This is a genomic window from Shinella sp. HY16 (genome assembly GCF_028534175.1).
Taxonomy (GTDB): domain Bacteria; phylum Pseudomonadota; class Alphaproteobacteria; order Rhizobiales; family Rhizobiaceae; genus Shinella.
In genome coordinates this window covers 1,536,922-1,551,449 of the sequence record NZ_JAHYXL010000001.1, presented here as the reverse complement: position 1 = coordinate 1,551,449, position 14,528 = coordinate 1,536,922, and the positions used below count along the sequence as shown (strand labels likewise).

General features: G+C 65.4%; 16 protein-coding genes. 4 read left to right on the top strand and 12 right to left on the bottom strand.

The annotated features are described in order from the left end of the window. Positions 1–295: 295 nt before the first annotated feature. Together K0P03_RS07915 and trmFO are read left to right on the top strand one after the other, a co-directional pair. On the top strand, positions 296–439 hold the full coding sequence (locus K0P03_RS07915; RefSeq protein ID WP_023511883.1) for a DUF1127 domain-containing protein: 144 nt from the start codon (positions 296–298) through the stop codon (positions 437–439). Between the two features lie 143 nt (positions 440–582). Further along, on the top strand, positions 583–1,992 hold the full coding sequence (trmFO, locus tag K0P03_RS07910; protein ID WP_050743869.1) for a methylenetetrahydrofolate--tRNA-(uracil(54)-C(5))-methyltransferase (FADH(2)-oxidizing) TrmFO: 1,410 nt from the start codon (positions 583–585) through the stop codon (positions 1,990–1,992). Between the two features lie 233 nt (positions 1,993–2,225). Here trmFO and K0P03_RS07905 read toward each other — a convergent pair whose 3' ends face one another. The 5 genes from K0P03_RS07905 to yajC all read right to left on the bottom strand — a co-directional run bounded on the left by K0P03_RS07905 (position 2,226) and on the right by yajC (position 7,000). Then, entirely contained in the window at positions 2,226–2,678 is a 453-nt protein-coding gene (locus K0P03_RS07905; protein WP_023511881.1) for a hypothetical protein, read from the bottom strand. A gap of 146 nt (positions 2,679–2,824) precedes the next feature. Then, the gene (locus K0P03_RS07900; protein ID WP_050744029.1) at positions 2,825–3,679 is read right to left on the bottom strand and encodes a phytoene/squalene synthase family protein; all 855 of its coding nucleotides are present in this window, start codon (positions 3,677–3,679) and stop codon (positions 2,825–2,827) included. 8 nt (positions 3,680–3,687) lie between these two features. After that, a complete protein-coding gene (locus K0P03_RS07895) occupies positions 3,688–4,074 on the bottom strand; it encodes an Mth938-like domain-containing protein (RefSeq protein WP_023511879.1) in 387 nt (128 codons plus the stop codon). Then, positions 4,067–6,574, bottom strand: a complete 2,508-nt coding sequence (gene secD / locus K0P03_RS07890; RefSeq protein ID WP_272789316.1) for a protein translocase subunit SecD — start codon at positions 6,572–6,574, stop codon at positions 4,067–4,069. The genes K0P03_RS07895 and secD overlap by 8 nt, the downstream gene beginning before the upstream one ends. A 90-nt stretch (positions 6,575–6,664) precedes the next feature. Next, entirely contained in the window at positions 6,665–7,000 is a 336-nt protein-coding gene (gene yajC / locus K0P03_RS07885; RefSeq protein WP_023511877.1) for a preprotein translocase subunit YajC, read from the bottom strand. A gap of 183 nt (positions 7,001–7,183) precedes the next feature. Here yajC and K0P03_RS07880 point away from each other — a divergent pair, with 183 nt between their 5' ends. Then, positions 7,184–8,053 carry an ATP-binding protein gene (locus K0P03_RS07880; RefSeq protein ID WP_037406753.1) on the top strand — a complete coding sequence of 290 codons (870 nt, stop codon included), beginning with the start codon at positions 7,184–7,186 and terminating at the stop codon, positions 8,051–8,053. Between the two features lie 39 nt (positions 8,054–8,092). Here K0P03_RS07880 and K0P03_RS07875 read toward each other — a convergent pair whose 3' ends face one another. The 3 genes from K0P03_RS07875 to K0P03_RS07865 are packed head-to-tail and all read right to left on the bottom strand — an operon-like array spanning position 8,093 to position 9,336. Then, complete coding sequence (locus K0P03_RS07875) at positions 8,093–8,398, bottom strand: NIPSNAP family protein (protein ID WP_023511875.1); 306 nt, start codon at positions 8,396–8,398, stop codon at positions 8,093–8,095. 36 nt (positions 8,399–8,434) lie between these two features. Beyond that, positions 8,435–8,908, bottom strand: coding sequence for a GNAT family N-acetyltransferase (locus K0P03_RS07870; RefSeq protein WP_050743867.1), 474 nt, complete (start codon positions 8,906–8,908; stop codon positions 8,435–8,437). Beyond that, positions 8,905–9,336, bottom strand: a complete 432-nt coding sequence (locus K0P03_RS07865; protein ID WP_272789315.1) for a rhodanese-like domain-containing protein — start codon at positions 9,334–9,336, stop codon at positions 8,905–8,907. The genes K0P03_RS07870 and K0P03_RS07865 overlap by 4 nt, the downstream gene beginning before the upstream one ends. 88 nt (positions 9,337–9,424) lie before the next feature. Between K0P03_RS07865 and ftrA the strand changes: the two genes are divergently transcribed. After that, positions 9,425–10,435 (top strand): transcriptional regulator FtrA, encoded by a 1,011-nt coding sequence (gene ftrA / locus K0P03_RS07860; RefSeq protein WP_272789314.1) that lies wholly within the window; start codon positions 9,425–9,427, stop codon positions 10,433–10,435. Positions 10,436–10,480: 45 nt separating this feature from the next. Here ftrA and K0P03_RS07855 read toward each other — a convergent pair whose 3' ends face one another. The 4 genes from K0P03_RS07855 to surE form a co-directional block, all read right to left on the bottom strand. Beyond that, positions 10,481–12,061 carry a peptidoglycan DD-metalloendopeptidase family protein gene (locus tag K0P03_RS07855; protein ID WP_130516118.1) on the bottom strand — a complete coding sequence of 527 codons (1,581 nt, stop codon included), beginning with the start codon at positions 12,059–12,061 and terminating at the stop codon, positions 10,481–10,483. Between the two features lie 151 nt (positions 12,062–12,212). Then, positions 12,213–12,842 (bottom strand): hypothetical protein, encoded by a 630-nt coding sequence (locus tag K0P03_RS07850; RefSeq protein WP_023511870.1) that lies wholly within the window; start codon positions 12,840–12,842, stop codon positions 12,213–12,215. Between the two features lie 260 nt (positions 12,843–13,102). Beyond that, positions 13,103–13,759: a protein-L-isoaspartate(D-aspartate) O-methyltransferase gene (locus K0P03_RS07845; RefSeq protein ID WP_272789313.1), complete on the bottom strand. Its 657-nt coding sequence runs from the start codon at positions 13,757–13,759 to the stop codon at positions 13,103–13,105. Continuing rightward, positions 13,756–14,526 carry a 5'/3'-nucleotidase SurE gene (surE, locus tag K0P03_RS07840; protein ID WP_023511868.1) on the bottom strand — a complete coding sequence of 257 codons (771 nt, stop codon included), beginning with the start codon at positions 14,524–14,526 and terminating at the stop codon, positions 13,756–13,758. Before surE ends, K0P03_RS07845 begins: the two co-directional genes overlap by 4 nt. Positions 14,527–14,528: the final 2 nt, after the last annotated feature.

Below are 14,528 nucleotides of genomic sequence, written 5' to 3'. Positions count from 1 at the left end.
GGGGGCGTTTTTGTTTGCCTGTCTTTTTGCGCCGCACAATGTCGCAATTTCCCCCCATGCGACATTCGGCAGAGAAGCCGCCCAGTACGATGAAGCTTTCTATCTGCCTGGAATAGCGGCATTTTCTGCGTGCTTTGCCCGCAGCAAAATCACCTGCCCGATTGGTGGTCGTCTTATTGCACAAATGCATAGCAGCTGCATTTTCTTTGCACTGCACATTAATAAGGGTATCGCCTATATAGAGCTCACACACCGGTGAGACAGACCTCCCGGCCAACCCTTCGAGGAGAAGACGATGAACCCGATCCGCATTGCAAAGAACTGGATTTCCTACCGCCGCACGATGAACGAACTCGGCAACCTGTCGAACCACACGCTGTCCGACATCGGCCTGACCCGTTACGACATCCGCGACATCGCAGCCCGTTCCTTCCGCTAAGACATAGCCGGTTTCCACCGCTGCGGCCGGAAACGGCGACGCGCGAGGAACGCTTCAAACGGCACCATCTGGTGCCGTTTTTGATTCGGGCTTTTGAATCTCCGTGATGGAAAGCAGCCCGCGGGCATGGTAACGAACCGCCCATGACACAGACCTCTTCCCTCGCTCCCATCCACGTCATCGGCGGCGGCCTTGCCGGCTCGGAAGCCGCATGGCAGATCGCGACCAGCGGCGTACCCGTCATCTTGCATGAAATGCGCGGGGTGCGCGGCACGGATGCCCACAAGACGGACGGCCTTGCCGAACTCGTCTGCTCCAACTCCTTCCGCTCGGACGACGCGACGAGCAATGCCGTTGGCGTGCTGCACGCCGAAATGCGGCTCGCCGGCTCGCTGATCATGCGCGCGGCCGATAGCAGCCAGGTGCCGGCCGGCGGTGCCCTCGCCGTCGATCGCGACGGCTTTTCCGCCGCCGTCACCGCCGCACTCGAAGGCCACCCGTTGATTTCCATCATACGCGAGGAGGTCACCGGTCTGCCACCGGAGGCTTGGGACCAGGCGATCATCGCCACCGGGCCGCTCACCGCCCCGTCGCTCGCCGAAGCGATCCAGGCCCGCACCGGCGCCGATTCGCTCGCCTTCTTCGACGCCATCGCGCCGATCGTGCACACGGCCAGCATCGACATGGACATCTGCTGGTTCCAGTCGCGCTACGACAAGGTCGGCCCCGGCGGCACGGGCAAGGACTATATCAACTGCCCGATGGACGAAGCGCAGTACAACGCCTTCATCGACGCGATGATTGCCGGCGATACGACAGGCTTCAAGGAATGGGAGGGCACGCCCTATTTCGACGGCTGCCTGCCGATCGAGGTGATGGCGGAGCGCGGCCGCGAAACGCCGCGCCACGGGCCGATGAAGCCGATGGGCCTCACCAATGCGCACAACCCGACGGTCAAGCCCTATGCCGTCGTGCAGCTGCGGCAGGACAATGCGCTCGGCACGCTCTACAACATGGTCGGTTTCCAGACGAAGCTGAAATACGGCGCCCAGGCCGAGATCTTCCGCCTGATTCCCGGCCTCCAGAATGCGGAATTCGCTCGCCTCGGCGGCCTCCACCGCAACACCTACATCAATTCGCCGACGCTGCTCGACCGCTCGCTGACGCTGAAGGGTCGCCCGGGCCTGCGCTTTGCCGGCCAGATCACCGGCTGCGAGGGTTATGTGGAGAGCGCCAGCATCGGCCTGCTCGCCGGCCGGTTCGCGGTTGCCGAACGACGCGGCGAAACGCCCTCACTGCCGCCGGAAACCACAGCCTTCGGTTCGCTGCTCGGCCACATCACCGGCGGCCATATCGTCTCGGACGACGAACCGGGCAAACGTTCCTTCCAGCCGATGAACGTCAACTTCGGCCTGTTCCCGCCGCTGGAGCCGGGCACGGTGACGAAGCCGGACGGCGTCAAGCGGTTCCGTGGCAAGGACAAGGCCCTCGCCAAGAAACAGGCGACGGCCGCACGGGCGCTCGAAGACTGCGCCCGCTGGCTCGGTCGCTGATTCTCCGGACGGCTACCCCTCGGCCGCATCGTCAAAATGCAGGATAGCACAGGAGGCCGGGAGCACGCCTCCTGCCCCTTCTCCCCTGCGGGGAGAAAGTCGCGGCAGCGGGATGAGGGGGCTAGGCGGAAGCCGTCGCACGCGCCCCTCATCCGACCCTTCGGGCCCCTTCTCCCCGTTGAGGAGAAGGAAAAGGACGCAACGTCGTTCCACGGGCGATTGGCCCCGCCTTTTCAGTTTTGTTGGCCTGCGGTCTCGGCCCCGCGCCCGGCCACGGCCGGCATGAAGCTGCCGAGCAGCCAGAGCGAGACCTCCGCGGCCTCCCGTTCGTCGCGGAATTCGAAGACGCCGCCCTCGAAGGCGGCATTGGCAAATTTCACGGCGAGGCGCTTCGGGCCGGCGCTTTCGACGCGCACGGTGCCGGGCTCGATCCTGTGGCAGGAATAGTGGTGACCATGGGCATGCATGCATCCGGCCTTGCCGTCATGCAGGCGCAGGAACACCGTGCGGCTGTCCGCGGTGGTGATGACCTCGCGAATCGCCTCGTCGGGAAAGGCACGGCCGAATTCAAGGATCGCAAGCCCCGCATCCTCGCCGGCCATCTCCTGCTCCTCATCCCGGCGAAACACCTGACGGAAGACGAGGCCGGCCAAAAGCAGGCAGGCGATGGTGATGGTCCAGAGCATCGGCGCGATTCCTCCGCGAAAAACGTCCTGCCGCTGTAGCGGACAAGGCTTGCGCCAGTTTTGCGTCTTGTCAGGCGCCCAAGAGGCAGCGCCGACCGGACACCGCAATTTTACGCGACACGCGAAGAAACGGGAACCCCGCCGAGTTAGAACGGGCCGCGGCGCAGCGCACGCCACATCCACCATTGCCGTCGCCATTGGGCGGGCTGGAGGGAGCGCTCAAGCACCGCTTCGCCGGCCTTCTCCGCAGCGCCCAGCACAGGCGGAACGAGCGCGACGGGCAGAAAGGCCGGGCGGTTGGCCGGCGAAACGCCGCCAGCGGCCCGTGCCTTGGCAAGGTGCTCCCGGCCGAGACCGACAAAGGCATCCACCGCCCGCGCCGCCGCGGCCGTATCGTTGCCGGCAAGCAGGGCTTCCGGTGTCAGGCCCGTGGCGGCAAGAAGATCGGCCGGCAGGTAGACCTGGCCGCGCCGCCGGTGGATCGGCAGCATCAGCAGGGTGCCGGCGACGGTCTGCGCCACGCCGGCATGGCCGGCAGCCTCCGCCGATTCGGGCGCCCTTGCCGGATCGAGGATAAGGCTTGCAAGCTGGATCAGCGCCGAGGCGGTTTCACCGGCATAGCCTTCGAATGCCGCGCGGCTTTCCATCGGGTCGTTGTAGACGTCGAAGATGCGCGCCTCTGTCATGTCCGTCAGCACGGCGACCGGCAGCCGATGTTCCTTCACGCAGGCCATCAGGCCGGCAGCGAGCGGATTGGCCATGGCATCGCCCTCGGCCGTACCCTCGAGCACGTCACGCCACCATTGCAGGCGGATCTCGCCGGGCAGCGCCTCGCGCACCACGTCGCGCACGCGGGCAATCTCGGCATTGAAGGCATAGAGCGCGGCAAGCGCACCACGCTTTTCCGCCGGGGCCAGCAGGCAGGCGAGGTAACGGTCGCGGTCGGTGTCGCGGAGCATCGCCAGACAGTGCGCATAAGGGTCTTGCCGCATATCGGTCATGGCAAAATTCACACCGCGATCAGCGCTGCGGCGACGGCCCGGCTTTCGGCCAGCATGACATTGAAGGTGCGTACGGCAGCGCCCGTGCTCATCGGATCGGAACGCACCTTGCGCTCCGTCAGCGCTGCCTTGATCTCGGCCGAGAGCGGACGGATCTCCTTGCCCGTGCCGACGAGCAGCACCTCGATCTCGCCCGCCTCGTCCAGGACGCGCTGGAGGTCGGCCAGCGTCAGCGGCGCGCCCTCCTCCTTGTCCCAGCCATGGATGCCCGAGGGCAGGCAGAGGATGGAGCCGCGATGCGACATGTCGGCAAAGCGGAAGCCGCCGTTGCCATATGCGTCGATCGGCGCACGGCCGGGGAAATGCGCCTCCCGGATTTCGATGCCTTTAGCCATTGGCTCCCGTCGCTTCCGGAGCCGCGCCCTTGCCGCCCTTGCCCGGGCGGTAGCGCTCCGGCTGGAGGCGGAACAGGATAAGGACCGGTCCGGCGATATAGATAGAGGATATGGTGCCGATCGCCACCCCGAAGAGCAGCGTCAGCGCGAAGGTGCCGATTGCCTCACCGCCGAACAGCGCAAGCGCGGCGAGCGCGATCAGCGTCGTCGCCGAGGTGAGCACGGTGCGCGAGAGCGTGCGGTTGATCGCGTCGTCGATGAGGATCGGCAGCGGCATCTGCTTGAAATGCCGGAGATTCTCGCGAACACGGTCGTAAACGACCATCGTGTCGTTCAGCGAATAGCCGGCGACCGTCAACAGCGCCGCAACGGCGCTGATGTTGAACTCGATCTTGGCGAGCGCGAGGAAACCGAGTGTGAAGAACACGTCATGCGCCAGCGAGATGATCGCACCGATGGCGAAATGCCATTCGAAGCGGATCCAGATATAGGCAACGAGCGCGAGCAAACCGACGACGAAGCCGAGGGTCGCGGTATCGATCAATTCGCCTGAGATCGCCGGGCCGACCACCTCGACACGGCGAAAATCATAATCGTCCTCCAGCTCGCCGCGGGCAATCAGCACGGAGGTCTGCTCGGCGTTCTCGCCCTCGCCCGCCGATGTCATCCGCACCAGCGCGTGCCGCGCATCGCGTTGCTTCGTGACGTTCAGCACATCGACGCCGGCATCGTTCAGGCGGGCCGTGATGTCGTCGAGATCCACGTTGCCGGCCTTCGCCTGCACCTCCAGCGCCGCGCCGCCGGTAAAATCGATGCCGAGCTTGAGCTTGCCGGCGACCAAGAGGCCCGCGATGGCGAGCGACAGCACCGCCGTCAGCAGGAAGACGCCATTGCGCACCGCCATGAAACGCAGATTGAGGCTGTCGAAAAAGCCGGAGCGCACGCCCTTCGGCAGGTGCGTCGCGTGGCTGCGGTTGAGCCAGACCGTGACAAGGCGGCGCGTCAGCGTGAAGGTGGTGATGAGCGTCGCGAAAAGGCCGATACCGACGGCAAGCGCGAAGGCGCGCACCGGTGCGGCCGAAAGCAGGAAGAGGACCGCGATGGCGATGAACATGGTGACGGCGGCATCGAGCACCGTGGCACGGGCACGGCGGAAACCGACCAGAACCGACCGGGAGAGCTCGCGTCCACCCTTCACCTCCTCGCGGATGCGCTCGAAGATCAGCACGCTGGCATCGACGGCAATGCCGACCGTGAGCACGATACCGGCGATCATGGAAAGCGACAGTGGTGCGCCGATCAGCGCCAGCATGGCGAAGGTGAGGATGACGTTGAAGGACAATGCCAGCGAGGCGATGACGCCAAGCACGCCATAGAAGAAGGTCATGAAGGCGACGACGGCCGCGACGGCGACGAGAAGCGCGACAACGACCGTGTCGCCCGAGGTCGTGCCAAGCACCGGCTCGATGGAGCGTTCCTCGATGATGGTGAGCGGCGCAGGCAGCGGGCCGCTGGCGATGACGCGTGCGAGGTTCGCCGCGCCCTCGGCGTCGAAATCACCCGAGAGGCGGCCAACGCCGTCCGTGATGGCGCCCTGGATGCGCGAGGTGGAGATCACCTGGCCGTCGAGCAGGATGGCGACGGTGCGGCCGCTGTTGTTGCGGGTGAAGGCTGCGAGCCGTTCGGCGGCCTCGCCCTTCAGCACGAATTCGATGAAGGGTTCGCCATTGGCTGCCGGCTGTGCGGAGGCAACGTCGACGGCGGTGAAAAGATCGTCCTGGCGCACGAGATAGCCGACCGGCGGCTCGCCGGTGGAGTAGAGCACTTCGGATCCGGCCGGAGGGCCGTTCTCGATCGCCTGGTCGACCGGCACACTGTCGTCCACCAGCCGGGCGGAGAGACGGCCGACCTGCGCCAGCATGTCCTTCACGCGCTGCGGATCCGTGAGGCCCGGCATGGAGACGGTGATCCGATCGCGGTCGCCGCGGGCGACGAGCAGCGAGGGAATGCCAAGGCTTTCGACGCGGCGGCGCACGGCATCGACCGCCCCGAGCGAAGCCGCGCTGACGGCGCTGTCCACCGCTTCGCCCGAAAGCACGATGCGGAACTGGCCGGCCTCCGGCTCGCTGAGCGTGCCGAGATCGAGACCGGCGAGCGCCGCGCGGGCCGCGTCACGGCGATCGGCCGCCGAAACCGTCACCTCGATCGTGTCGTCGGCGCCGTTGAGATCGCTATAGGGAATGCGGGCGGCGCGAAGCGCGTTGCCGATCGTCTCGACGCCGGCACGCAGCCGTTCGGCGGCGATGTCGCTGCGCGAGACTTCCAGCACCAGGCGGGAGCCACCGGTAAGATCGAGGCCGGGGGCGAGGCGACGCTCGCTCAGCCAGCCGGGAAGGCCGACCGACATCCGTGCCGGCAAAAGGCTCGGCAGAAGAACAAGAAGGCTCGCCACAAGGACGAGCCAGAGGGAAAAGGTCTTCCAGCGGGCGGATTGCTGCATCGCGATCTCGACTAATCCGGCGCGCCGCCGGCTGAAAACCAGTCGGGCCGTCCGGCCGGGCACATTCGCTCGGCCAGGCGGCAGGCCAAGTTATTCCTTGACGGGTTCGCCCTTGACGCGGACTTCGCTGACGCCGCTGCGTACGACGCGGATCTTGATGCCTTCGGCGATCTCGACTTCGAGTTCGTTGTCGTCGACGACCTTGGTGACCTTGCCGACGATGCCGCCGCCAGTAACGACCTGGTCGCCGCGGCGGATGTTCTTCAGAAGCTCATCGCGACGCTTCATGGCAGCGCGCTGCGGACGGATGATGAGGAAATACATCACCACGAAGATCAGCAGGAACGGCAGGACCGACATCAGAATGTCTGCGCCGCCTGCACCGCCGGGTGCCGCCGTCTGCGCGAAGGCCTCGGTAATGAACATCAACTACTCCTTGAAATCTTGAATTCGTGCGGCCTCCAGGGCCGTTTCGGTTGCCGGAATATAGGCAAGCGGGCCTTGAATGCAACACACGACCTTGCGAAGTGGCCTGTTTTCAAGCGCTTTCCCCCTTTTCGCGACCCGCCGCCGCATGCTACCCGGCAGGGACGCATGAGGAGAGAGAAATTGCAGGAAGATCACGTCAAGCTCTTGCTCGCCGAAATCGGCCGCATCAACGCCGCGCTGGAACGCCTCGCCGGCCCCGCCCCCGCCGTCAACGACTGGAACGCCGCCGAGGTTTTCGTCTGGTCGCCGGCCCGCCAGCACCTTCAGCCGGTCAAGCGGCCGAACCGCATCGAGATCGATCTCATCCGCGGCGTCGACCATGTGCGTGACATCCTCGTCGACAACACCGTGCGTTTCGCCCGCGGCCTGCCAGCCAACAACGTGCTGCTCTGGGGCGCGCGGGGCATGGGCAAGTCATCGCTGGTGAAATCCGTCCATGCGCTTGCCGCAAAGGAAACCGGCAGCAAGCTGAAGCTGGTCGAAGTGCACCGCGAGGACATCGCCACGCTGCCGGCGCTGATGGATATTCTCAAGGAAGCGCCCTGCCCGATCATCATCTTCTGCGACGACCTGTCCTTCGACCATGACGACACGTCCTACAAGTCGCTGAAGGCGGCACTCGACGGCGGCGTCGAGGGGCGTCCGGACAATGTGCTGCTCTACGCCACGTCCAACCGCCGGCACCTCCTGCCGCGCGACATGATGGAGAACGAGCAGTCGACGGCGATCAATCCGTCGGAGGCGGTGGAGGAGAAGGTTTCGCTCTCCGACCGTTTCGGTCTCTGGCTCGGCTTCTACAAGTGCAGCCAGGCCGAATATCTCGAGATGATCGACGGCTATGCCCGGCATTTCGACCTCGACATCCCGTCAGAGCAGTTGCATGCCGAGGCGCTGGAATGGTCGACCACCCGCGGCTCGCGCTCCGGCCGCGTCGCCTGGCAGTATGTCCAGGATCTTGCAGGCAGGCTGGGCAAACCGCTGGCGAAATGACGAAAAGCCGGCTCAACAATGAGCCGGCTTTTTCCTTGCTCAGGAAAACACCGGGCGCAGGAAGCTTCGCTCGTAGCTCACGATGCTGCGGTTGCGCTTGTCCATCTCGAAGGCCGCGACGCATTCGGGATCGGTCAGCATACGCGTGCGGTAGTCCTCGTAGGCGGCAAAGCTCGGAAAGCTGAAGAGCGCCAGCGCGATGTTGTTCGCCCCTTCGCTGGGCAGGAAATAGCCGTGATGCGTGCCGCCCATGCGGTTGACGATGGGGATCCAGGCACGGGCATATTCTTCGAACTCCGCCAACTTGTGCGGATCGATGACATATCTGAGATAGCAGGTAATCAAGAGGGCCTCCGGTCTTTGTGTTTTGCGGGGACTTTCTCAGATTCGGCCTGGTAGCGGGAGGGTCCAATGCTCCCAGGCCGCATCCGGCGCTGCGCCCTCGGCAGTATAGAAGCGCCGGGCCGGTTCGTTGTCCGGCAGCACCGTCCAGCGCAGGGCGGAAGCGCCGATCCCGGCCGCATAGGCGCGCAGTTGCGCAAAAAGCGCCTGTCCGACGCCCGCGCCGCGAAAACCCTCCGCAACGTAAAGCTCCTTCAGCACCACGACGGGCCGCAGGTCGAAGGTCCAAGGGATGCGATAGTGTACGGCAATACCGGCGATCGTTTCGCCTTTCAGGGCGACGAACACGCCGAAGGCCGGCGCAGGGCCGAAGCCAAACGCCAGCAGATCCCCGGGCGTGACCGCGAAGGCGTCGATATAGCCCTCAAAGACCGCAAGATCGCGCATCAGCCGCCAGACGGCGTCGACATCCTGCGGCTCGAAGGGCCGGACGACGATCTCTCCGCCGCTCATTCGGCAGCGACCGAAAGGAGGCTTCCCGGCGCGGCGCCGGCGGCGAAGGGCTGGCCCTCGTCGGCCCAACCGGTGATGCCGCCGATCATGATCTTCACCGGCCGTCCGAGCCGCGCGAGTTTCAGCGCCGCCTGGTCCGCGCCGTTGCAATGAGGACCGGCGCAATAGGCGATGAACAGCGTGTCCTCAGGCCATTCCGCCATGCGTTCCACGGAAATCTCCCGGTGCGGCAGGTGCAGCGCGCCCGGCACATGCCGCCGCGCATAAGCCTCCGGCGTGCCGACGACATGCAGCAGCACGAAATCCTGGTCCCCCGATTTCAGCGCTGCGGCGACATCGGCACAATCGGTCTCGACGGAAAGGCGCTTCAGGAAATGCTCGATCGCGGCGGTGGACGGGGCTGCCGCGTAGTCGGTGACATGGCTCATGGTCTCTCTCCTTGCTGGCGATGGGAGGTGTTTAGCCGGTTTTCCGCGCGCCTTGCAGATGGCAGGATCGCCATATAGGATCAAGATCATGCCAAACACGCTTTTCCTCCGCCCGATTGCCAATCCCCTTGTCGTCGCACTTGCCTACGACCGGCTCTGCACCTTCGAATTCGGCATCGCGACCGAGATTTTTGCGCTGCCGCGGCCGGAAATGGGCGAGAACTGGTATCGTTTTGCCGTCGCGGGCGTCGATGAAGGCGAGATGCGCGCCACCGGCGGACTGCGCTTTCAGTTGGATGGCGGGCTGGCCCTGCTGGCGGAGGCCGGGACGATCGTCATACCCGGCTGGCGCGGGATCGATTCGCCCGTGCCGCAGGCGCTGATCGAGGCGCTGCGGGCGGCCCATGCGCGCGGTGCGCGCATTCTTTCCTTCTGCTCCGGCGCCTTCGTGCTCGCCGCGGCGAGGCTGCTCGACGGCAAGGCGGCGACGACGCATTGGCGCTATACCGACGCCCTCACCGAACGGCATCCGGAAATCGGCGTCAGTCCCGACGTGCTCTATGTCGATGCCGGCGACGTCCTCACCTCGGCAGGAACAGCGGCGGGGCTCGATCTCTGCCTCCATCTCATCCGTCGGGATTTTGGTACGGAGGCGGCCAACCTGGTGGCGCGGCGCTTGGTCGTGCCGGCGCATCGCGACGGCGGCCAGGCCCAATTCATCCGGCAGGCTGTGCCGCGCGCCCACGAGAAAAGCCGGCTTGGCCCGCTGCTCGACCACATCAGGGAAAATCTCGGCGCGGATCATTCCGTGGCGACGCTCGCCCGCCGCACCGGCATGAGCGAGCGCACGTTCCTCCGCCGTTTCGAAGCTGCGACCGGTATGACGCCTGCCCGCTGGCTGCTCGCCCAACGCCTCGGCAAGGCGCGCGACCTCCTGGAGGAAACCAACACCTCGGTCGAAGAGATCGCAGCGCTCGCCGGCTTCGGCACAACGGGTACGCTGCGTCACCATTTTCGCCTGCATCTTTCGACGACGCCCGCCGCCTATCGCGAGGCCTTCGGCAATCGCGCCGCGCAACGACAAACGGACGGCCCGTGAAGGAGCCGTCCGTTCGATGTTTCCGCGGTGCCGTTTCGCCCGACCCTATTCGAGGAAGGTCATCGGGTTGACCGGGGTGGCGTTCTTGCGCACCTCGAAGTGCACCTTCGGGCGGGTGGCATTGCCGCTCATGCCCGAGGTCGCGACGGTCTGGCCACGCTGGATCTTCTGGCCGCGCTGGACGTTCAGCTCGCCGGCATGGCCATAGACCGTGACGGTGCCGTCGTCGTGACGCACGAGAACCGCGTTGCCGAGTTCCTTCAGGCTGGAACCCGAATAGATGACCACACCGTTTTCGGCAGCCTTGATCGGCGTGCCCTCGGGAACCGAGATGTCGATGCCGTCGTTGCGGTTGCCTTCGACATTCGCGCCGTAACCCGCGATGACCGCGCCGCGCACCGGCCAGCGATACTTGCCGATGCCCGTGGATTCAGGCGCTTCGTCCGTCACGTCGGACTTCGCCGCCACTTCGGTGACCGAAACGGTCTTCACCGGCGCCTTGTAGGCTTCCGGCTTCTTCTCCGCCGTCTCGACAGCCTTTTCCTTCTTGACCGGAACCGATGCGGTCACGGTCTTGTCGGTCGTCGTCTCGGCCGCAGCCATGCTGCCGCCGGCCGGGATGGCCAGGTTCTGGCCGATGCGGATCGACGCGGTGGTGAGCCCGTTCGCCTTCTTCAGCGCATCGACGGAGACGCCGTTGCTGCGCGCGATCTTGGCGAGCGAATCGCCCGGCTTCACTTCGTAGCTCCCCTTGCCCTTGCCCTCACCGGCATCGGCGACGTTCGAATTCGTCTGGCCGCTTTCCGACTTCAGCTTTTCACGGCTGGAGGTGGTGGGCAGGATGGCGACGTTCTGCTCGCCCTTGCGCTCCGGCGTCGGCAGCTTGTTGTCGACCTTGAGCGTGCTGTCAGTCGAGGCCTTGGCGGCGCTTGCCGTGGTGCTGAAGGTCGGGATGACGATCTTCTGGCCCGGCTCGGCGTCGGATGCACGCTTCAGGTTGTTGGCCGCGAGGATTTCCTTTTCCGGCACGCCGTAGCGGTTGGCGAGCGTCTTCACGCTTTCGCCCTGGCGCAGCATGACGACCGGCGCGTTCGCCGTCGACCAGCCGGCCTTGCCCTTGTTGACGGTTGCCGTCGTCAGAGTGTCTGCATCCCCGACGATCGCCTTCGCCTTGCGCTCCGGAATCTGCTGACCGAGGGCGACTTCACGCTCGGCGGCCTGACGGGCGCCGGCGGTCGGATCGCCAAGCTCGCCGCGCTGGACGCTCATCGGCGTCGTCGCCAGCCGCGTGCCGGAACCGCCAGTGGTCGCGGTGTTGATCGGATCGTAGGAGACGGCGCCCTGATCGGGGAACGGCTGATTGAGCGCTTCCTCGCGCGACCCCAGCTGGTCGGCCGTCGCGAACTGCTGGCCGTTGCCGACATTGCCACGGGGAACCGGATTGCCGCCGAGGAGCGTGCGGCGCGGGACCGAGCTCGTCGTCATGTTATCCTGGCCGGAGGATGAGAAGAGGCCGCCAAAACGAGACACGTCCGAGCTGCACCCGGTCGCGACGCTGGCCAGCAAGGCGGCAACCACGAGGCGGGTCGCGGTCCTGGCAAAACTCGGCGATACACTCTTACGCATGTGACTACCCAATCGGTACGCTACTTGATGTGGACCGATTAAAGCGCGTTAGAGTTACTGCCCGGTTAAAGCGGGCCTATCCGCATTGTTTTTTTGATGAATTGATAACCATGGCGCGCCCGCACCGTGGCAAGAGGGCCACGGTAACGGATCAGAAGCCAGTCGCGTACATGGTGTCGGCGCGGGAGATACGGCTGGTGACGACGCGGGCGGCGTTCTCGAAATCCGCCTGGCTCGGCTGGAAGATCGCGGAGATGGGGGTCGCGCGCCGGGCGGCCCTGTCATCGGTGGCCACCACGTTTTCAAGGGCGGCATCGGGCGCCGTCATGTCGAGGGCGCTTTCATTGTAGGCGATGGCGCGAAGCGCGGCGACGGCAGGCTCGCGCGTACCGGCATAGCGGGCGCTGCGCTGGTCCTCGACGGGCATGCTGTCGAAATATTCGATATAGGCACGGTAATAGGCCTTGCGGTCGCCTTCCGCCAGGAAGTGGCCGAACGCCGCATGTTCGCGCTGCTCCAGCGCCGCCGTATCCAGGTTCTCGCGCTCGGCCTCGGTAAGCGCCGGCTGACTGTAAGCCGTCTCTTCCCTGGCGACGCTGAGGACCAGAAGCGCATCGACCGAAAGGCCGACATGGGCGGAAGGATCATAGCTGCCGCCAGCCAGATGCGCGGTCGAGCCGGCCTCGGCGCTTTCTTCGGCGACCTTGCCTGCAGCCTTGGTCGCGAGATACGCGAGGCTGTCGCTGGTCGAGCTGCTGGCGATCCTGTTCGAGACGTGCATTTCCCTCTCCATCGGAACGGCCGCACCCTTGGAAAACCGGCGTCCTGCGTGGAAGTTTCTGCTTCGCTACCGGCCTACGCCCCGAAGCTTGCGCGAAGCTTGCGCCGGTTAACAAAAGGTTAACGCGCTGTATTTACGCTCGGAATTCGCGCGAAACGCGCAGGCGCGCGCGCCGCGCGCGTTGGTTTTCCGCCAAAAATGCGGAAAGACTCAGCCGGCGCCGGCTTGCCGAGCGAAAGAAAGCGGGTTTTGGGAAGGGATCAGAGGGCCTGCGCCATCTGGGGAACGATCGGCAGATACGGCACCTCGAAGAGGTCCTCGCGATCGAAGCGGCTGCCGGTCTTGACCAGCTTCAGCATGCGACACTCGGTTTCGCTGACCGTGACGGGGGCGATCAGCATGCCGCCCGACACCAGCTGTTCGGCGAAGAAGCGCGGCAGGGCGGGAAAGGCGGCGGTGACGAGGATGCGGTCGAAGGTCCCCTCACCCGGCATGCCGTTGCTGCCGTCGGCCTGTCGCACGATGACATTGCGGATGCCGGCCTTCTCGATCGACTGCTGCGCATTGATGGCGAGCGTCCGGTAGCGATCGACGGTCAGCACGCGTTCCGTCAGACGCCCCATGACGGCGGCGGTGAAGCCGGAGCCGGTGCCGACCTCGAGGATGCGCTGGCCGGCCTTGAGGTTCAGATGGTGCAGGAGCCGTACGGAAAGGTCGATCCCTTCCATGAAGGACCCGCAGTCGAGCGGCAGGATGCGCCGCGAATAGGCGTCGCCGGCAAACTGCGGCGGCACGAAAAGCGTGCGCGGCGTCTGCTCGACGGCGGTCAACAGGTCGAGATTGTTGATGCCCTGGCCGCGCAGGCGCAACGCCAGCGCGGCAAAACCCTCTTTCTCGATGACCCGTCCCGTGTTCAATCCGCATCCTCGCCGTTGAGCGCGCGCTGCACGCGATCCAGCACCGTGTAGTCCGTGAGATCGAGCTTCAGCGGTGTTACGGAGATCTTGTGGTTCTTCACCGCGTGGATGTCCGTTCCGGCGCGGAAATCGCCCTTCCGCTCACCGAAGCGCAGCCAGTAATAGGGGAAGCCGCGGCCGTCCATGCGCTCGTCGATCGTCAGGCCGAAATCGAGCTTGCCCTGGCTGGTGACCTCGACGCCCTTGAGGTCCGCAGGCGCGCAGTTCGGGAAATTGACGTTGAAGAAGGTCCAGTCCGGCAGCTCGACGTCCATCAGCTGGCGGATCAGCTTCGGCGCAAAGCTTTCGGCGACTTCCCACGGCACGACGCGGCCGCCGGCATGGTTGTAGGCCTGGCTCAGCGCCATGGACTTGATGCCCTGCAGCGTGCCCTCGATCGCACCGGCGATCGTGCCCGAATAGGTGACGTCGTCGGCCATGTTGGCGCCGACATTGACGCCGGACAGCACGAGGTCCGGCTTCCTGTCGAGCACTTCGCGCACGCCCATGATGACGCAGTCGGTCGGCGTGCCGCGCAGCGCGTAGCGCTTCTCGTCGATCTTGCGCAGGCGCAGCGGCTCGGAAAGCGTCAGCGAATGGGCAAGACCGCTCTGGTCCGTCTCGGGCGCCACGATCCAGACGTCATCCGTCAGCTCGCGGGCAATCCGCTCGAGGGCAGCAAGGCCCTCGGCATGGATGCCGTCGTCGTTCGTCAGAAGAATACGCATGT